Origin of the sequence: Streptomyces sp. NPDC050433, from assembly GCF_044458565.1 — a bacterium.
Classification (GTDB): domain Bacteria; phylum Actinomycetota; class Actinomycetes; order Streptomycetales; family Streptomycetaceae; genus Streptomyces.
Genome location: NZ_JBITIB010000020.1, coordinates 33,454 through 50,227, shown reverse-complemented (window position 1 = coordinate 50,227; position 16,774 = coordinate 33,454). Strand labels below are relative to the sequence as shown.

At 70.0% G+C, this 16,774-nt stretch carries 20 protein-coding genes; 5 read left to right on the top strand and 15 right to left on the bottom strand.

Features of this window, described 5'->3' with window-relative positions; genetic code table 11:
- Positions 1-146: 146 nt before the first annotated feature.
- From ACIBLA_RS23950 to ACIBLA_RS23925, 6 genes are all read right to left on the bottom strand, one after another.
- Positions 147-1,160, bottom strand: a complete 1,014-nt coding sequence (locus tag ACIBLA_RS23950) for a plastocyanin/azurin family copper-binding protein (RefSeq protein WP_399199810.1) — start codon at positions 1,158-1,160, stop codon at positions 147-149.
- A 49-nt stretch (positions 1,161-1,209) separates the two neighbouring features.
- Positions 1,210-2,574, bottom strand: coding sequence for a copper resistance CopC/CopD family protein (locus ACIBLA_RS23945; protein ID WP_399199809.1), 1,365 nt, complete (start codon positions 2,572-2,574; stop codon positions 1,210-1,212).
- On the bottom strand, positions 2,571-3,251 hold the full coding sequence (locus ACIBLA_RS23940) for a hypothetical protein (protein WP_363241068.1): 681 nt from the start codon (positions 3,249-3,251) through the stop codon (positions 2,571-2,573). The genes ACIBLA_RS23945 and ACIBLA_RS23940 overlap by 4 nt, the downstream gene beginning before the upstream one ends.
- 305 nt (positions 3,252-3,556) lie before the next feature.
- The gene (locus tag ACIBLA_RS23935; RefSeq protein WP_399199808.1) at positions 3,557-4,729 is read right to left on the bottom strand and encodes a permease; all 1,173 of its coding nucleotides are present in this window, start codon (positions 4,727-4,729) and stop codon (positions 3,557-3,559) included.
- Positions 4,730-5,086: 357 nt separating this feature from the next.
- Positions 5,087-5,524, bottom strand: coding sequence for a transcriptional repressor (locus ACIBLA_RS23930; RefSeq protein ID WP_363241066.1), 438 nt, complete (start codon positions 5,522-5,524; stop codon positions 5,087-5,089).
- A gap of 40 nt (positions 5,525-5,564) precedes the next feature.
- Positions 5,565-6,137, bottom strand: coding sequence for an FABP family protein (locus tag ACIBLA_RS23925; protein ID WP_399199807.1), 573 nt, complete (start codon positions 6,135-6,137; stop codon positions 5,565-5,567).
- A gap of 246 nt (positions 6,138-6,383) precedes the next feature.
- On the opposite strand from ACIBLA_RS23925, the gene ACIBLA_RS23920 reads away from it, so the two are divergent.
- Positions 6,384-6,746 carry a DsrE family protein gene (locus tag ACIBLA_RS23920; protein WP_363241064.1) on the top strand — a complete coding sequence of 121 codons (363 nt, stop codon included), beginning with the start codon at positions 6,384-6,386 and terminating at the stop codon, positions 6,744-6,746.
- Positions 6,747-6,784: 38 nt separating this feature from the next.
- On the opposite strand, the gene ACIBLA_RS23915 is transcribed toward ACIBLA_RS23920, so the two are convergent.
- The 7 genes from ACIBLA_RS23915 to ACIBLA_RS23885 form a co-directional block, all read right to left on the bottom strand.
- Complete coding sequence (locus ACIBLA_RS23915; protein ID WP_363241063.1) at positions 6,785-7,087, bottom strand: DUF3099 domain-containing protein; 303 nt, start codon at positions 7,085-7,087, stop codon at positions 6,785-6,787.
- A 96-nt stretch (positions 7,088-7,183) separates the two neighbouring features.
- Entirely contained in the window at positions 7,184-7,471 is a 288-nt protein-coding gene (locus ACIBLA_RS23910) for a DUF1416 domain-containing protein (RefSeq protein ID WP_078076505.1), read from the bottom strand.
- 54 nt (positions 7,472-7,525) lie between these two features.
- A complete protein-coding gene (locus tag ACIBLA_RS23905; protein WP_363241062.1) occupies positions 7,526-8,365 on the bottom strand; it encodes a sulfurtransferase in 840 nt (279 codons plus the stop codon).
- A 145-nt stretch (positions 8,366-8,510) separates the two neighbouring features.
- Entirely contained in the window at positions 8,511-8,618 is a 108-nt protein-coding gene (locus ACIBLA_RS23900) for a putative leader peptide (protein WP_023540667.1), read from the bottom strand.
- A gap of 237 nt (positions 8,619-8,855) precedes the next feature.
- Positions 8,856-9,602 carry a DUF2993 domain-containing protein gene (locus tag ACIBLA_RS23895; RefSeq protein ID WP_399199806.1) on the bottom strand — a complete coding sequence of 249 codons (747 nt, stop codon included), beginning with the start codon at positions 9,600-9,602 and terminating at the stop codon, positions 8,856-8,858.
- Positions 9,603-9,804: 202 nt separating this feature from the next.
- The gene (locus tag ACIBLA_RS23890; protein ID WP_363241060.1) at positions 9,805-10,941 is read right to left on the bottom strand and encodes a hypothetical protein; all 1,137 of its coding nucleotides are present in this window, start codon (positions 10,939-10,941) and stop codon (positions 9,805-9,807) included.
- 10 nt (positions 10,942-10,951) lie between these two features.
- Positions 10,952-11,206 carry a MoaD/ThiS family protein gene (locus tag ACIBLA_RS23885; RefSeq protein WP_363241059.1) on the bottom strand — a complete coding sequence of 85 codons (255 nt, stop codon included), beginning with the start codon at positions 11,204-11,206 and terminating at the stop codon, positions 10,952-10,954.
- A 328-nt stretch (positions 11,207-11,534) separates the two neighbouring features.
- Between ACIBLA_RS23885 and ACIBLA_RS23880 the strand changes: the two genes are divergently transcribed.
- Entirely contained in the window at positions 11,535-12,353 is an 819-nt protein-coding gene (locus tag ACIBLA_RS23880) for a response regulator transcription factor (protein ID WP_363241058.1), read from the top strand.
- A 24-nt stretch (positions 12,354-12,377) separates the two neighbouring features.
- Positions 12,378-13,400, top strand: coding sequence for a LacI family DNA-binding transcriptional regulator (locus tag ACIBLA_RS23875; RefSeq protein ID WP_363241057.1), 1,023 nt, complete (start codon positions 12,378-12,380; stop codon positions 13,398-13,400).
- Positions 13,401-13,406: 6 nt separating this feature from the next.
- Here the strand turns inward: ACIBLA_RS23875 and ACIBLA_RS23870 are convergent, their stop codons facing one another.
- Entirely contained in the window at positions 13,407-14,192 is a 786-nt protein-coding gene (locus ACIBLA_RS23870; RefSeq protein WP_399199805.1) for a GntR family transcriptional regulator, read from the bottom strand.
- Entirely contained in the window at positions 14,192-14,734 is a 543-nt protein-coding gene (locus ACIBLA_RS23865; protein ID WP_363241054.1) for a UTRA domain-containing protein, read from the bottom strand. Before ACIBLA_RS23865 ends, ACIBLA_RS23870 begins: the two co-directional genes overlap by 1 nt.
- Positions 14,735-14,982: 248 nt before the next feature.
- On the opposite strand from ACIBLA_RS23865, the gene ACIBLA_RS23860 reads away from it, so the two are divergent.
- Both ACIBLA_RS23860 and ACIBLA_RS23855 read left to right on the top strand, forming a co-directional pair.
- The gene (locus ACIBLA_RS23860) at positions 14,983-15,432 is read left to right on the top strand and encodes an ATP-binding protein (RefSeq protein ID WP_363241053.1); all 450 of its coding nucleotides are present in this window, start codon (positions 14,983-14,985) and stop codon (positions 15,430-15,432) included.
- A 261-nt stretch (positions 15,433-15,693) separates the two neighbouring features.
- Positions 15,694-16,755: a trypsin-like peptidase domain-containing protein gene (locus tag ACIBLA_RS23855; protein ID WP_363241052.1), complete on the top strand. Its 1,062-nt coding sequence runs from the start codon at positions 15,694-15,696 to the stop codon at positions 16,753-16,755.
- The last annotated feature ends 19 nt before the right edge of the window (positions 16,756-16,774 follow it).

The window sequence follows — 16,774 nt, the reverse complement described above, 5'->3', positions numbered from 1 at the left end:
GGGGGGGGTGTTTGGGGGTTGGGGGGTGGGTGGGCGCGCCCGGGCGCGCTCGCGGGTGGGCGCGGCGGCCTCCCCTCGCGGGGGGGGGGGCGCCCCCCCCCCCCCCCCCCCCCCCCCCCCCCCCCCACGTCTCCGCGAACCGGTCCTCAGCAGGACTCGGTCACGTACTTCTCAACGGGGGCGGCCAGGTTCTTGGCCCAGACGGTGTGCGTCTTCACGTAGCTGTCGACCTGAAGGGCGTCCTGGATCTGCTGGCCCAGGGAGGTCTCCAGATGTGCGGACTTGACGTGCTGGAGCAGCACGCTCAGTGCGTCGTCGGCAATGGCGCCGGAGCCGTTGACGGCCGGAGTGAGGATCGACTCGACCCAGACGGTGTGCATCTTGATGTAGCTGTCGAGTTCGAGGGCGTCCTTGACCTGCTGGCCCGGGGATGTCTCCAGGTGTGCCGCGTTGAGGTGCTGGAGGATGGGCTTCAGCACCTGCTGGAAGCTGGCGCACTGGGCGTCGTTGCCCCCGCCGGAGCCGCCGGAGGACGAGCCGCCGGAGCTTGACCCCCCGGAGGACGAGCCGCCGGAGTCCGAACCTCCCGCGTCGGAACCGCCGGAGGTGCCCCCTCCGGAGTCGGTACCCCCGGAGCCGGATCCGCCGGAACTTCCCGATCCCCCCGTACTTCCCGAACCGCTCTCGACGACCGTGATGCCGGCCACCATGTCGGGGTGCACGGCGCAGTAGTAGTCGTACACACCGGCCTTGGTGAAGGTGAACGACCAACTGTCGCCCTTCGCCAGGTTCCCGGAGTCGAGCGTGTCAGGACCGCTGGAGGTGGTGACGGTGTGCGGCGCGGTGTCCTCGTTGACCCACGTCACGGTCTGGCCGACCTCGACCGTCAGCTTCGGCTGCGCGTACGCCATGTCCTTGATGACGATGGTGTAGTCGGCCGCCTTCACCTGCTGGGCCGCCGCGGGCTGGGCAGCCTGGGCCTCGGGCTGTGCGGCCTGCGCCGCGACCGGGACCGTGGGTGACGCCGGCGTACCGCTCGCCGACTGGAGCAGCGCCAGACCGGCGACTGCGGTCACCGCCGCGCCGAGACCGACCGCCAGAAGGACGCGGTTGCCGAGCCGGGACGGTGCCCTGCGACGGTTGGTTTGTTCATCGTCCATGGGTGAGGTACTCCCTGGTGTGTGAGTGTGAGAAGGGTGGTTGGGACGGTCAGCGGCCCGGAGAGGCCGTGACGAGCACACTCGCCGCGGCGAGAACGGCCAGTACGAGACCGGTCTCCGCCGCGACCGAGTAGACGAAGGGCCGTACGGTGGCGCGGTCGCCCCGCAGCAGTACGGCGATGTCGAGCCGGGTGCGTACCCAGCTCCGGCTGCGCTGCGCGATCAGCAGCACTGCCGCCAGGAGCGCCAGCTTGATCAGCAGCAGCCGCCCGTGGTGGGTGTCGAACAGCGCCCCGAAGGACCCGAGGACCTGCCAGGACAGCACCACACCGGCCACCGCGATCGCGGCGACCGAGGCTCCGGCGAGCACGGAGTAGCCGGGTACCACGGCAGCCAGTTCATCCGGCCGCCGCCGGGGCAGTACGCCGACGACGAGCAGCACGAGGCCGCCGATCCACAGTGAGATGCCCAGCAGATGGACCAGGTCCGCGACCGCGCCCCAGCCGGGGTGACTCCCCTCGCCGCTGTGGGAGTTCATGCCGAACGTGTACAGCAGCCCGAGGCAGACGGTGATCGCGCCGATCCGCCAGCCCGGCGAGCGGGCCGTTCGCTCGCCGCCATGGAGGACGGCGGTGAGCACGACGGTGGCCAGGACCCACAGCAGTACCCGCGCGGCGGAGGCGACCCCGGCGTCGGTGGCCAGTACGTCCCCGTACGTCGACGCGCGCAGGACATCGCCGAACGAACCCATGGTCGCGTACACGGCCTGGAGTCCGGTGGCGGCCACCGTGGCCAGGCAGCCGCAGGCCCATGCGAGAGCGAGAACGGTACGGGCCCTGCGGTCCTCAGCACCCTGCGGCCACAACAACAGCAGAAAGCCGAGGCCGCCGACGAACAGCGCGAGCGCCAGGTACTCCGTCCAGCGCGCCACCGCGACAGCGTTCCGGAGGGAGGACGACGGCTGGGGAACAGCCTCCTCCTCGGCCTGTTCGCCCGCCCGCTCGGTGGAGCCGGTGGAACCGGCAGAACCGGCGGATTCGTCCGAGTCGTCCGAGGCGGCACGGATGCGGTACGAGACCTTGCCGGTGCTGCCGTGACCGTCCTGCTCGCTGACCACCCGCCACACCAGCGACAGCCGTCCCGTCCTGGCGGTCGGCAGCGCGACGGAGACGGTGCGCGGGTGACGGGCGTCCGGCCGGGTCACCGTCAGCCTCTCCCCGTCTGCGGTGACCCTCACGTCGTCCGGCCCGACCGGCTCGCTGAAATTGAGTCGCACGCTGTGTACGGAAGGGGCGAGGACCGCACCGTTCCCCGGGCTGGAGGAGGTGAAGTCGGTATGGGCGGAAGCGGCGGGTGCGCACAGCAGCACGGCGATCAGCGCGAGCACGGGAACACCTGACCTGCGCAGTGTCATGGTGTCGCCTCACTGGTGGCCTCGCGCGCGGGACTGGCCGTCCCGCCGCCGCCCAAGGCACCGAGAGCGTCGTCAAGACCGGTGCACACGCGGCCGGTTGAAGCGGCCCCGGTGGAGGGCGATGGGGTGGTGCTCGGAGCCGGGGACGGGGTGCCGGGCGCGAGGAGTCCCTCCGCCAATCCGTACAGGGGGGTGATCACCCCGTTGAGCAGCGGCTGCACGAGGCGGACCTCGCCGTCCTGGCACGGGCCCGGATCGGACGGGGTGGGGGACGGGGTGGGAGTGGGGCTGGGAACGGGCGAAGCGGGCGGGCCGGAGGGGCCGCCGTGTCCGGTGTGGCCGCCGGTGCCGTCGCCGGGAACACCGACGCCCCAGTCGACTTCGCCCACCGGGCCGCCACCCAATCCACCTCCCACCGGCAGTCCGCCGCCGCCCGGGTCCTGGGCACCGGGTCCGGCGCCGCTGTCCCCGTCGGGCGGACCCGTGTCGCCCGAGGGTGCGGACGGCGTGGGCGCGGGGGAAGTGGCGGGCGGCGAGGCGGTGTTGACGGCATCGGGTCCCGGAGCGCCGATACCGGAGGCGTAACCGAGGACGACGACCACCGCCGCGACGAGCGCCGCCGCGACAACCTCGTCCCGGCGGTCCGCCGACCACGACGCCCGGGGAAGGAAGGACATGAGCACTCCTGTCAGGCTCTCGTCAAGTAGGAACGTGACGGAGTGAATCGGCACGACGATTCCCCTCAGATACGCGGCAGTTAATGCGCCGTGCCTTCGACCTCTCGCACCGCGCCCGGCCTCCGTGAGATCGGGTATTCACGGGGATCGCCACGCAATAGCCACTGTGCGAGAAGAGTGAAGAATCGAGTGGACCTTCGATTCCCGGGTCCAGCTCCCGCTCCCGCCCCGGCGACGGAGGTTCTTGTTCCCCCGTCTTTGCTCCCGTAGGGAGCGGGTGACCGCTCGTCATGCCCGCACGGAGTTCAGCGATCGGAGTGAACCGCCCCGTCGCGCGGGGCCCCGCCCATCATGCGGAGCATGCTCAGCCCGCCGGTCCGGAAGAAGCGGACCAGGAGCGAGGCCGTCAGGATGAGGAAGGCGATGTTCAGGAAGGTCGTGTAGTTCCAGGTGATCCCCTCCATGGGGATCCTCGCGTCGGCCTGGTCGGGGACGAGACCGAGCCCGTCGAAGACGAACTCCACGACGTAGCCGGCGACGACCGCCGCGAGGTAGAACGTGCCCAGCAGGAAGAGCGCCGTCCTCGCCCCGTAGTACTTACGGTAGATGTTGAGGATCGGCAGGATCAGCAGGTCGGCGAAGATGAACGCGACCACACCGCCGAAGCTGATGCCGCCCTTCCAGAGCACAACCGCGAGTGGCACGTTGCCGATCGAGCAGACGAACGACGCGACGGCGACCAGCGGGCCGATGACCGGGCCCCACAGTTTTGACGCCAGCGGGTGGTCCTCGAAGAAGAACGCGCGCCAGAAGGAGTCCGGCACCCAGGCCGCGATGGCGCCGGCGACGAGCAGGCCGATCACCAGGTCGCGCAGGATCGCCGTCCATTCCATGACGAACACGTGGGAGGTGGCGGTGAAGCCCTCGCGCGAGAACAGCCTTCGGGCGAAGGACCCTTCGCGCCGGACGGACATGTCCATCGCCGCGTGCCCCTCCATGGAGCCCGCCAGCCCGCGTTCGGCCTGCTCACGGGCCCTGCGTAGAAGTCCTTCGCGCAGGAACAGCCGGAACAGTACGGCCAGGACGACGATCATGACTGGCCCCCCGACGAACTCCGCCACGGTGAACTGCCAGCCCATCAACAGCGCCAGGATGACGCCGAGTTCGACCACGAGATTGGTGGAGGCGATCTCGAATGCCATCGCGGCGGTGAAGTTCGCGCCCTTGAGGAAGAGGGAGCGGGCGAGAGCGACGGCGGCGTAGGAGCACGAGGAGGAGGCCGCACCGAGCCCGGCGGCGACGGCCAGGGTGCGGGGGCGGTCGTCGCCCAGCAGGGCGACCACGGTCGACTTGCGGACGACCGCCTGGACGACGGCGGAGAGGGCAAAACCCAGGATCAGCGCCCAGGTGATCTCCCAGGTCATGGAACCTGCGATCGACAGTGCGTGCTGTACGGCGAGGAGGACGTCGTGGATCATCCCCGAAGCCTTCCGACCGGAGCGCGGCCCGGGGCCCACCGACACGACTCCCGGCGGCCCGGACCTCGGCATCCGACTCGTCAGCCGCAACGCCGGCTCCGGGACCCGCGACACCTTCCAACGCCGCATCCTCAAGGGCTTCGAGCCGGGCGCCTCGTCCACCGACTGCCGCCCGGAAGGACGACGCGAGCGCCCGCGTCTTCCGCTGCGAGTCCGAAAGCACCGAGCAGGTCCTCAACACCGTCGCGGAACCGCCCGGCGCCCTCGGCTACAGCGAACTGCGCGCCGCCACCCCGACGAAGGGCCTGCACCGGCTGGAACTGGACGGACGGGCGGCGCCGGTCGGGAACCGGCGCTTTACGATTCGCCGCTCGCCGCGCGGGCGGTGCAGTTCTTGCAGCGTCCGAAGATCGCGAAGTGCTTCATGTCCGTCGTGAAGCCGAACGTGTCACGCAGCTTGTCGGTGAAGTCCGCTGCGACCGAGACATCCGCCTCGATGACGTTCGTGCAGTCGCGGCAGACCAGATGGATGTGGTGGTGCCGGTCCGCGAGGTGGTACGTCGGCGCACCGTGCCCCAGATGCGCGTGGGAGACCAGGCCCAGCTCCTCCAGCAGCTCCAGCGTCCGGTAGACGGTGGAGATGTTGACGCCGGACGCCGTCCTGCGTACCTCGACGAGGATGTCGTCCGGCGTCGCGTGTTCCAGGGTGTCGACGGCTTCGAGGACAAGCTGGCGCTGTGGGGTCAGGCGGTAGCCGCGCTGCCTCAGGTCACTCTTCCAGTCGGTGCTCACCACGCACCCAGTGTAGGCAGCGCGGCCCGGATCGTCGTCCGGACTACTTGAAGAACGCGATGCCGTCGTCCGGCAGATCGCCGAGGTCCTTCGCCCAGGCCGCGACCTGCTCCGGCGAGACGACCTTCTTCAGGTGTGCGGACATGTACGCGCGCAGCGGGACCTCGGGGGTGGACTTCTCGCCGACCCACATCAGGTCGCTCTTGACGTAGCCGTAGAGCCGCTTGCCACCGTTGTAGGGCCCGGCGGACGCCGTACGGGCGACCGCGTCCGTGACGAGATCGATCTGCGGCTTCTGGTCGGCCAGCTCCCCGTACCAGATCTCCACGATGCCCTGGTCGCGCACCATGACGGCCTCGACCTTGCGGTCCTTGTCGATACGCCAGTAGCCGGACTCGGACTCGATGGGGCGCAGCTTGTTGCCCTCGCCGTCCAGCGCCCAGGTGTGCGAGGCGTACTCAAGGAAGTCCCGGCCGTCGTGGCTGAAGGAGACTTCCTGGCCGAAGTTGGCCTTCTCCTCGCCGGGGAAGTCGAAGACACCCACGCCCTCCCAGTCACCGAGGAGGAAGGCGAGCGGGACAAGGTCCGGGTTGAGGTCGGACGGGATCTCGATCATGAGCGGCTCAGGCGATCTGTAGGGAATCGGATGGGATCAGTTCTGGCCCTGGTAGAGCTTCTTCACGACCAGCACTGTGAACGCCAGGATCGCCACCGCGATCAAGGCGAGCAGGGCGGAGAAGAAATCCTCAAGCACGGGGTGCTCCTCGAAGAGCGTCGGGGCGGTAAAGGGCCGGTCCCCAGCCTAATGGGTGGGGACCGGGGCGCTCCGTGGGGCCCTCGGCCGCGCACTAGAGTTCGGAACATGGCGAAGAAGCTCGTGATCAAGGTAACCGCCGGCGCCGACGCCCCCGAGCGCTGCTCCCAGGCCTTCACCGTGGCGGCGGTCGCCGTGGCGAGCGGTGTGGAGGTGTCCCTCTGGCTGACCGGTGAGTCGGCCTGGTTCGCCCTGCCGGGCCGGGCCGCCGAGTTCGAGCTGCCGCACGCCGCGCCGCTGCCCGACCTGATCGAGTCGATCCTCTCGGCGGGCCGGATCACGCTCTGCACACAGTGCGCGGCGCGGCGCGACATCGCGGAGGCGGACGTGCTGGAGGGCGTACGGATCGCGGGTGCCCAGGTCTTCGTCAGCGAGGCGCTGGCGGACGACACGCAGGCACTCGTCTACTGAGGCCGGGCGGTGCGCTCACCGCTTCGCCTGCCCCCGGTTCACCTGCCCCCGGCATCGTTCGACGGCGGCGGCGGAGGCTTCTTCTTGCCGTCCAGCTCGTCCCACCACTCGTCCGACTTCGGATCGCCCGACCGGTCGTCCGACGGTTCGTCCCACCACCGGTCGTCCGGGCCGCGCGCATTGGCGATCATCGCCGCGACCGGCGGGATGACCATGGCCACCACGCACATGCCGATCGCCGCCGGCACCGACCACAGGCGCACGAATGCCCAGGCGCAGACGAACAGCACGATGCATGCGCCCATCAGCACGAAGTAGCGGCGACGGCGTCGCGTATACATACATCGACCTTACGACGGCACGAAGGGCCGCACCCGGTTTCGGGAGGCGTCCAGCTCCCGGGGTGCGGCCCTTCGGCCGATCATGTACGGCTCGGGTCAGACCGCGATGGCCACCTCGGCCAGACCGCCGGTCTGCGCGACGACCGTACGGTCCGCCGTACCGCCCGGCACGAGCGCGCGCACGGTCCACGTGCCCTCGGCCGCGTAGAAGCGGAACTGTCCGGTCGCCGAGGTCGGGACCTCCGCGGTGAATTCTCCGGTCGAGTCCAGCAGGCGTACGTAGCCGGTGACGGGCTCGCCGTCACGGGTCACGGAACCCTGGATGGTGGTCTCACCGGGCTTGATCGCCGAGGCGTCCGGGCCGCCGGCCTTCGCTCCACACATATGGGATCTGTCCTCCGGGTCAGGCGAGTGGGCTGGGATTACTTGCGGGCTGGACTACTTCGCGGCGCCGAGCTCGATCGGCACACCGACGAGAGAGCCGTACTCGGTCCACGAGCCGTCGTAGTTCTTGACGTTCTCCTGGCCGAGCAGCTCGTGCAGCACGAACCAGGTGAGCGCGGAGCGCTCACCGATGCGGCAGTAGGCGATGGTGTCCTTCGCCAGGTCGACCTGCTCCTCCGCGTAGAGGGCCTTCAGCTCGTCGTCCGACTTGAAGGTGCCGTCGTCGTTGGCGTTCTTCGACCACGGGATGTTGCGGGCGCTCGGCACGTGGCCGGGGCGCTGCGACTGCTCCTGCGGGAGGTGCGCCGGGGCGAGCAGCTTGCCGCTGAACTCGTCGGGCGACCGCACGTCGACCAGGTTCAGGCTGCCGATCGCGGCGACGACGTCGTCACGGAAGGCGCGGATGGACGTGTCCTGGGCCTTGGCCTTGTACTGCGTGGCCGCGCGCTCGGGCACCGCGTCGACCAGGTCGCGCGAGTCCAGCTCCCACTTCTTGCGTCCGCCGTCGAGGAGCTTGACGCCCTCGTGGCCGTACAGCTTGAAGTACCAGTAGGCGTAGGACGCGAACCAGTTGTTGTTGCCGCCGTAGAGGATCACGAGGTCGTCGTTGCCGATGCCCTTCGCGGACAGGAGCTTCTCGAAGCCCTCCTGATCCACGAAGTCGCGGCGCACCGGGTCCTGGAGGTCCTGCTTCCAGTCGATGCGCACGGCGTTACGGATGTGGTTCTTCTCGTACGCCGAGGTGTCCTCGTCGACCTCGACGATGACGACCTTCGGGTCGTCGATGTGGGCCTCGACCCAGTCGGCGTCTACCAGGACGTCGCTGCGGCTCATGTGTTCTCCTCCGGGGCAGTGTGCGGCGGGTGGTGCGGGCGGCGGCGCCTTCCGGGCACGGGGGCGCGGCGGGCTGCGTACGGCACGGGGTGGCCCTGATGCGGTCGAAGGGCCGGGGAGAGGTGGCGGGACGGACGTGTCCCGCTCAGGCGGTGCGACAGAGCATGGCGGCGACGCGGCACAGATCGACTGCCCGCCGCTTCGTGAGGTTCGCCTGTCCCCGCTGCTGGAGACCGCTGATGAAGCACTGCATGCGTCCGATCGTAGGGACGGATACGGTGCGATGTCACCGACGTGTCGGATGGTGAGACAGGATCGTCCGGGATGCGGGACCGATCGGTGTTCCCGGTGGCCCGGATCCGGCTCCTCCGGCTCTCGTACGCCTGTTTCGGCTACGGGATGGACATCCGCGTCTCACGATACGGAGACCGACCCCGCCGCCGACCCCGCCGCCGACCTCGCTTCTGCCCGAGGCGGAGGCGCCGGCTCGTCAGCCCGTCAGGTCGACGTCCGTGCCCGTGCCCGAGAACCGCAGACCGTCCTCCGTCGCCGCGACCTTGTCGAGCTTGATGGTCGAGGGCAGTCCGTCGATCGTCAGGTCGTAGTCCACGACGTCCTGGAGCTTGTCATCGACGCCCGGCACCGGCAGCTTGGGAAGATCCTCGGCGCGCAGCCGGACCTTGTCGCCGCCGTCCAGCGAGACGGTGCTGTACGTCGTGAAGTCGTCCTTCAGCAGCCTCTCGAAGGGGGCCGGCACGTCGATGCCCGCGCCCTCCACCAGATCGCCCAGCGGCCCCGAGACCTTGACCTCGCCCTTCGCCGCCCGCTCGGCCCCCGCGTAGCTGACCGTCGCGCCCTTCGGCGCGGACTTGGTGAGGTCCTCGTACGAGATCATCGCCGAGCCGTCCGCGCTGCCCGCGATCGCCGACGAGAAGCTGCTGTTCACCTTCACGTCCCGCAGCTCGGCCTTCACCTCGGTCACCTCGACCTCGCGGCCCTCGGTGGTGGCGGTTATCCCGCCGATGCTGACCTCTATCTCGTCCAGGGAGGAGTTCGCGACCTGGGTGAGGAAGGGGAAGCCATTGATGGAGACGCTGGGCTCGGTGCTGAGGCCCTGGCTGCTCTTGATCTTGCTCGCCGCCTCGGTCTCGGCGAAGTACACCGCGGCCCGGTCGGCGGCGACGAACAGCCCGCCGAGGATCACGACGACGATCAGCAGAATTCGCAGTGCGCGCATTGCTCGGTGTCCCCCACCTTGGTCGTACCAGCCCCCATGACGACCGCGAGCCTAATGGCGACGCTGATCGCCCTGGTCGTGCGGATCGATCTCGGTGCGGCCGAACGGCGACCGCACTGGGGTCGACGTCCGGGGCGGTTGTTCGGTTCCCGGACGCCCGTGTGTCGCGTGTGCGCCGCGCGTGCGTCGCGTGTGTCGCGCGTCAGGCCAGCGCACGCCCCAGCAGGTAGATCGCGGGCACGGCGACCGTGAGCGGCAGCGCCACCCCGGCCGTCATGTGGACGAAGCGCGACGGGTAGTCGTAGCTGGCCACCCGCAGCCCGATCAGCGCGCACACGCCGGCGCCCAGGCCGAGGAGCGCGCCCTGGCCACCGATGTCCGTCAGCCCGCCCGCCACGACTCCGGCGCCCGCGGCTGCCGCGAGCGCGACCACGACCGAGACGGGGCCCGGCAGCGGGAGCGCGCGGGCGACGGTCGCGGCGGCGACGGCGAGGGCGCCGACCGTCACGGCGTCCGGCGCCGAGGCGAGATTCCCGGTGGCGATGATGGCGAGCGAGGCGGAGGCGACCGTGGCCATGAGGCCCTGCATCCGTTCGTCGGCGCCCGCGTAGCTGCGCAGTTGCAGTACGACGGTGAGCAGCACCCACGCACCGAGCGAGCCGAGGATCGCGGCGAGCGAGTACTCCTCGTCGACCGCGAGCACCGCGACATCGGCGACGAGCGCGCCGGCGAAGGCGAGCGCGATGCCCTGACGGGCGGGCCACATGCCGTTCAGCCGGAACCAGCCGGCGGCGGTGACGGCCTGGAGGATGACGAGCGGGACGAGGAGCGCGTACGGGCCGACGGCCGCACCGCCCGCGAGCAACAGGCCGAGCACGGCGGTCAGCCCGGCGGGCTGGATGCCGGGCGGGATGATCGGCGACCGGCCCTCGGCGCGGGCGCGCTGGGCGTCGGTGATGCGGGCGTTGCCCATGGTGGTGGGCGCGCTGTAGCTGTCGGGGGAGGCGGCGGGTGCGGGGGCCGGGGCGGGGGCCTCCGGTGGCAGCGGGTGCGCGCCGGACTGGTGCGGGAGGTAGGCGGTGTCGGCGGCGGCCTGCTGCGGGTGTTGCTGGGGGTGCTGGTACTGGAGCTGCGGCTGGTACTGCGTGTCCCAGGTCTGCCCCTCCCAGGTCTGCGCGTCCTGCGTGTCGGCGGGTTGCTGGTACGGGGGCTGGTACTGCGGCTGGTGTGGCTGCTGGTGGGGCTGGGGCTCGTACGGTCGCGGCACTCCGTACTGCTGTTGCCCGGAGTCGTAACCCTGCCCATGACCGCCGTACTGGCCGTACTGGTCGTCGCTCATGCTCTGCTGTTCACCCTCCTGCGAACGGCGGGAGCACTTCGACCGTGCCGCCCTCGGCAAGCCGTACGGTCTCATGCCCACGGGTCCCCACGGGGTCACCGTCGACGAGGAACGAACACCTCTGGAGTACGCGGACCAGCTCACCGGGGTGCTTCGCCCGCGCGGCGTCCAGCGCCTGGGCCAGATTCTCCGCCGTGTAAGGCTCCTCGGCGAGGCCCGCAGCCGCCTTGGCCGCCGCCCAGTAGCGGATGGTTCCCGCTGCCATGGCGTACTCCCTCCGCTAATTTCTCGGCAATATTCCAGTCAGATTTCGTCGGCCCCTCATCATGGCCGATCCCCAGTCCCACCACGGCATCGGCGCCCTCCGAAGCGGGCGCCGGAACGGGTGACGCGCTGTTCGCCCCCTCTGACACTGAGCACATCTGGGTTATTCTCCTCCGGAAGAGGATCCGGGCAATGTAGCCCCCGGGTCCTTTTGCGCTTTCCGGCGTGTGGGAGGTGCCCCCTTGCAGGGACCGAGGAGGAACCGACGTAATGGGCGAGCCAATGACGCAGACACCTGAATACTGTGCGACCCGGGCAGGTGAGCGGCGATGAGTTCTCTGCTGCTGCTCACCAACGCCCTCCAGCCGTCGACGGAGGTGCTGCCCGCGCTGGGCCTCCTCCTGCACCACGTGCGGGTGGCCCCGGCCGAAGGACCGGCCCTCGTGGACACCCCCGGCGCCGACGTCATACTGATCGACGGCCGGCGCGACCTGCCGCAGGTGCGGTCGCTGTGCCAGCTGCTGCGCTCCACCGGACCCGGCTGCCCGCTGGTCCTCATCGTGACCGAGGGCGGTCTCGCCGCCGTCACCGCCGACTGGGGCATCGACGACGTCCTGCTCGACAGCGCGGGCCCGGCCGAGGTCGAGGCCCGGCTGCGGCTGGCCACCGGACGCCAGCAGATCTCGACGGACGACTCACCGATGGAGATCCGCAACGGCGATCTGTCGGTTGACGAGGCGACCTACAGCGCGAAGCTGAAGGGGCGGGTCCTGGACCTGACCTTCAAGGAGTTCGAGCTGATCAAGTATCTGGCCCAGCACCCCGGCCGGGTCTTCACCCGCGCCCAGCTGCTCCAGGAGGTGTGGGGCTACGACTACTTCGGCGGTACGCGGACGGTCGACGTACACGTACGACGGCTGCGCGCGAAGCTCGGCCCCGAGCACGAGTCGCTGATCGGGACGGTCCGGAACGTCGGTTACCGCTTCGTCACCCCGGAGAAGGTCGAGCGCGCGGCGGAGGAGGCGAAGGCGAAAGCCATCGCCGAGGCGGCGGCGAAGGCGAAGTCGGCGGAGCCCGCGGACGACACCACCCACACCGCCGACACGTCCGAAGTACGCGAAGGCGCCGTACGGCCTGCCGGGAGGTAGGTCACCACGCGTAGACTGCCGCGCGTGGCCAAGGTGACGCGGGACGACGTGGCACGACTGGCGGGGACTTCGACCGCGGTCGTCAGTTACGTCATCAACAACGGACCCAGGCCGGTCGCCCCGGCCACGCGCGAGCGTGTACTCGCCGCGATCAAGGAGCTGGGCTACCGGCCCGACCGGGTCGCGCAGGCGATGGCCTCACGGCGGACCGACCTCATAGGGGTCGTCGTACCCGACGCGCGGCAGCCGTTCTTCGCGGAGATGGCGCACGCGGTCGAACAGGCCGCCGCCGAGCGCGGAAAGATGGTGCTGGTCGGCAACTCCGACTACCGCAACGAGCGCGAGGTCCACTATCTGCGGGCCTTCCTCGGTATGCGGGTGTCCGGGCTGATCCTGGTCAGCCAGGGCCCGAGCGAGCGCGCCGCCGCGGAGATAGAGGCGTGGGACGCCCGCGTCGTACTGCTCCACGAACGCCCCGAGGGCATCGACGACGTCGCCGTCGTCACCGACGACATCGGGGGCGCGCAGCTCGCCACCCGGCATCTGCTGGAGCACGGCCATCCGTACGTGGCGTGCCTCGGCGGCGTCGAGTCGACCCCGGTCATCGGCGACCCGGTGACCGACCACGTCGAGGGCTGGCGACGGGCGATGCGCGACGCCGGGCTGTCGACGGAGGGCCGCCTCTTCAAGGCGCTCTACAACCGCTACGACGCCTACAACGTCGCCCTGAAGCTCCTGGCCGGCCCGGACCGCCCCCCGGCGATCTTCTGCTCCACCGACGACCAGGCGATCGGCGTCCTGCGCGCGGCCCGCGAACTGCGGATCGACGTACCGGGCGAACTGGCGGTCGCGGGCTTCGACAACGTCAAGGAGGCGGGCCTCACGGACCCACCCCTGACGACGGTCTCCTCGGACCGCCCGGCGATGGCCCGCGCGGCGGTGGACCTGGTACTGGACGACGGCCTACGGGTGGCGGGCTCGCGCAGGGAACGGGTGAAGCAGTTCCCGTCGACCCTGATCGTGCGACGGTCGTGCGGCTGCGCGTAGCGGCGATCACTCCGGCGTGAACTCGTACCGCAACTCGTAGAGATGGCCTGCCTTGGCCATCACGGTGACCTCGACGGGCCGCTCGTCGGCGTCGTACACCACGCGCAGTGTGCGCAACACGGGCAGTGCGCCGGGCAGTTGAAGTGCTTCGTACTGCTCCTGCGTCGGTATGCGCGCGGAGACATGGTCGACGCTGAGCCGGGGCGGGTAGCCGAGTGCCGTCAGCAGGGTGGGAGTTCCTCCCTTGATCCGGCGGTGTTCGGCCAGCGGGGTGCCGCGGGAGATGGCCGGCGGATAGTAGGCGTGCACCAGTTCCACCGGTTCGCCGTCGAGGGTGAGTACCTGGTGTCGGAGAACCGCCGTGCCGTCGGCGGGCAGGCGCAGGGCCGCGGCGACGTCGGCCGGAGGTGTTGTCTCCGTTACGGCGAGGAGTGTGCTCCGGGCCTCTCCACCGTGTTTCGCGGTCTCGGCGAGCCAGGGGTAGGGGTCGTCGCCAGTCACAGCCGTGGCCATGGAGGAGGCGGGGCGTACGGTCAACTGCCGGTGCTCCCGTACGGTCACGGAAGCGCCTGCGCGGCCGACAACCAGACGCTCGCTCTTCAGGAGTTGCAGCGCCTTCTGCACCGTGGCGTTCGAGGCGCCGAATCTCTCCTTGAGCCGCGCGGTGGACGGCAGGCTGGCGCCGGGAGCGAGATCCCCGGTCATGATCTCGTCACGCAGGTCGGCGGCGATCCGCTCGTGGAGCGAGCGCCGGTCGTACCCGTTCCCGTCGGTGCGCGGCACGGTCGTCATCATCCGATCCCGATCTCGTAGCGCAGCCGCTGCCGGTGCGCGGGCATGGTCATCACGTCGGCCTGGATGGGCCGTTCGGCGGCGTCGAAGGTGACGCGGACCAGTCGGAGCACCGGCTCGCCCGGTTCGGTACGGAGCGCTTCGCGCTCCTCCTCGTCGGGCATCCGGGCGGTCACGTCTTCCCGGACACGTACGCCGGTGTGCCCCAGTTCGGCGAGGAGGGTGATGGCGCCGCCCGGGATCTTCGCCGTGCCGGCGAGACGTGTGCCTCGCGCGATGGACGCGGGGTAGTAGGTGTCCGTCAGCTCGCAGGGCACGTCCTCCAGGACCATCACCCGCCGCCGTACGACGACGGCCTCGTTCGGGGTGACGCTCAGCAGCTCCGCAACCTCCTCCGACGCCCCCACCTCCCCCGCACTGACGATCCGCTGCCCACCCCGCCGCCCCCGCGCGGCCAACTCCTCGCCCCACGCGTCGGGTTGCCCCTGTCCTCGCGGTGTCAGATACGGCACCGAGGTGCTGATCCACGCACTGGCGCTCATGACGTCCTCCTGGGGCTGTGCCGGGATCTTGACCTTGCCGCTTTACACAGTAAGCGACTCAGCTACCTCTCCCCGAGCGCAATCTTGCCGCTTTTCATGAATAGCAGTACGGTTTTTCGGGATCGTACATCTCAGCCCAGGCGGAGGTACGTCGCGCCCCGGCGCGCGGGCACCGCCCTGAAGGGGAGTGGACAAATGAGTGAGCCGAGTGGAGAGCACCGCGCGATCAACGACGGAGAGGTCGGCTGATGGTGCACCTGGACGGCGGCGCCGTGGTGCTTCGGTGGCGACGGCATCCGAGTTGCGTGGGATTGGCTCGGTCCGAGTTGCGCAAGGCGCTTGCCGGGTGGGGACTGTCCGCGCTGGAGGACCCGGCGATTCTTGTGCTGTCGGAGTTGGTCACCAACGCGGTGGTGCACGCTCGCGTGCCGGCGGGGCGGGAGATCGAGACGCGCTTTCTGCCGACGGGGCGGCCGGTTCCCGACGGCCTGCGGATCGAGGTGCATGACGCGTCCGACCGGCGGCCGCACGTGCGGACGGGATACCTGGACACATGCGACGGGCGCGGTCTCGTCATCGTGAACACGCTGGCCGACGCGTGGGGCGTCTCCGACCGGGTCGGAGTCGGGAAGCTCGTGTGGGCGCTATGGCGGTCCGCCTCCGATGGCACCGAGGACGGCGCCAGTAATGGTGTCTGAGCTGCTCCTCCGCGCCCTGCGGGGATTGCTGCGGATACGGACCGCCCGTCATGGCAGTTGCCCATGGGGGTGCTGCACTCTCGATGGCGACCTGCCGGGACCTCGCCCCGCGGAACGGTTCATCGCATACCGGCCAGAGGCGACGGACATCACGTCCCGGTAGATCGTTCCCACAGCCTTTATATGGGACATACACGGTTCTGTCGGGCTTCTCAGAACGTCTTCAGACAGCTCTCATCTACGCGGCGGATTGTCGATGACATGACCGACAACCAGCGTCGCAGCGGCGACGAAGACGCGAACCAGCAGGACCACGGCAGCGGCCAGGCGTACCCGCCGCCGCCCCCGTACCAGCCCGTCGGACACCACGCGCAGGCCGGGCACGGCGCCTGGGGATGGGGTGCCGCCGCGACGGCGCAGGCACCCGCGCATGCGCGGCGGGCCAAGCGGCCCGTCGCGCTGCTCGCCGCCGCCGCGATCGTCGCGGCCGTGGTCGGCGGTGGTACGGCCGCGGTGACCCAGACGCTGATGAAGGATTCCCCCACCACCGCGGCGAGCACCGTCGCCACCGGCACCACCGTCTCGCAGAGCAGCAAGGGCACCGTCGCCGGCGTGGCGGCGGCCGTGTCGCCCGCCATCGTGGAGATCAACGCGGCGACCAACGCCGGGGAGTCCACCGGCTCCGGTGTGGTCATCACCAGCGACGGCGAGATCATCACCAACAACCACGTCATCGCGGGCGCCCAGACGGTGAAGGTGCAGCTCAGCACCGGCAAGACCTACACCGCGGACGTCGTGGGCACCAGCCCGGACAAGGACCTCGCCCTGATCAAGCTCCAGGGCGCGAACGGCCTCAAGACGGCGGCCCTCGGCAACTCCGACAACGTGAAGGTCGGCGACGAGGTCGTGGCCATCGGCTCACCCGAGGGGCTGACCGGCACCGTGACCAGCGGGATCGTCTCCGCGCTCGACCGGGACGTCACCGTGTCGAAGGAGCAGGACCAGCAGCAGCAACAGCAGGGCGGTGGCGGCGGCCAGTGGCCGTTCGAGTTCGGCGGCCGGCAGTTCAACGGTGACACAGGCTCGTCCACGACCACGTACAAGGCGATCCAGACCGACGCCTCGCTCAACCCCGGCAACTCCGGCGGCGCGCTGATCAACATGAACGGCGAGATCATCGGCATCAACTCCGCCATGTTCTCCGCGAGCGGTGCGAACGGCGGCGACAGCTCGACGGCCGGCAGTGTCGGTCTCGGCTTCTCCATCCCGGTCAACACTGTCAAGGCCGACCTGAGCGCGCTGCGCGCCGGTAACAGCGACTAGCTCCGGACCGACGTGCGAG

What these genes read in the sequence shown, in the direction of transcription:
- ACIBLA_RS23915 (WP_363241063.1), bottom strand. Translation starts at nt 7,087, where the DNA reads ATGTATACGCGACGCCGTCGCCGCTACTTCGTGCTGATGGGCGCATGC.
- ACIBLA_RS23935 (WP_399199808.1), bottom strand. Translation starts at nt 4,729, where the DNA reads ATGATCCACGACGTCCTCCTCGCCGTACAGCACGCACTGTCGATCGCA.
- ACIBLA_RS23885 (WP_363241059.1), bottom strand. Translation starts at nt 11,206, where the DNA reads ATGGCAGCGGGAACCATCCGCTACTGGGCGGCGGCCAAGGCGGCTGCG.
- ACIBLA_RS23860 (WP_363241053.1), top strand. Translation starts at nt 14,983, where the DNA reads ATGGTGCACCTGGACGGCGGCGCCGTGGTGCTTCGGTGGCGACGGCAT.
- ACIBLA_RS23940 (WP_363241068.1), bottom strand. Translation starts at nt 3,251, where the DNA reads ATGTCCTTCCTTCCCCGGGCGTCGTGGTCGGCGGACCGCCGGGACGAG.
- ACIBLA_RS23855 (WP_363241052.1), top strand. Translation starts at nt 15,694, where the DNA reads ATGACCGACAACCAGCGTCGCAGCGGCGACGAAGACGCGAACCAGCAG.
- ACIBLA_RS23925 (WP_399199807.1), bottom strand. Translation starts at nt 6,137, where the DNA reads ATGATCGAGATCCCGTCCGACCTCAACCCGGACCTTGTCCCGCTCGCC.
- ACIBLA_RS23920 (WP_363241064.1), top strand. Translation starts at nt 6,384, where the DNA reads ATGGCGAAGAAGCTCGTGATCAAGGTAACCGCCGGCGCCGACGCCCCC.
- ACIBLA_RS23865 (WP_363241054.1), bottom strand. Translation starts at nt 14,734, where the DNA reads ATGAGCGCCAGTGCGTGGATCAGCACCTCGGTGCCGTATCTGACACCG.
- ACIBLA_RS23870 (WP_399199805.1), bottom strand. Translation starts at nt 14,192, where the DNA reads ATGACGACCGTGCCGCGCACCGACGGGAACGGGTACGACCGGCGCTCG.
- ACIBLA_RS23945 (WP_399199809.1), bottom strand. Translation starts at nt 2,574, where the DNA reads ATGACACTGCGCAGGTCAGGTGTTCCCGTGCTCGCGCTGATCGCCGTG.
- ACIBLA_RS23905 (WP_363241062.1), bottom strand. Translation starts at nt 8,365, where the DNA reads ATGAGCCGCAGCGACGTCCTGGTAGACGCCGACTGGGTCGAGGCCCAC.
- ACIBLA_RS23895 (WP_399199806.1), bottom strand. Translation starts at nt 9,602, where the DNA reads ATGCGCGCACTGCGAATTCTGCTGATCGTCGTCGTGATCCTCGGCGGG.
- ACIBLA_RS23910 (WP_078076505.1), bottom strand. Translation starts at nt 7,471, where the DNA reads ATGTGTGGAGCGAAGGCCGGCGGCCCGGACGCCTCGGCGATCAAGCCC.
- ACIBLA_RS23890 (WP_363241060.1), bottom strand. Translation starts at nt 10,941, where the DNA reads ATGAGCGACGACCAGTACGGCCAGTACGGCGGTCATGGGCAGGGTTAC.
- ACIBLA_RS23950 (WP_399199810.1), bottom strand. Translation starts at nt 1,160, where the DNA reads ATGGACGATGAACAAACCAACCGTCGCAGGGCACCGTCCCGGCTCGGC.
- ACIBLA_RS23880 (WP_363241058.1), top strand. Translation starts at nt 11,535, where the DNA reads ATGAGTTCTCTGCTGCTGCTCACCAACGCCCTCCAGCCGTCGACGGAG.
- ACIBLA_RS23900 (WP_023540667.1), bottom strand. Translation starts at nt 8,618, where the DNA reads ATGCAGTGCTTCATCAGCGGTCTCCAGCAGCGGGGACAGGCGAACCTC.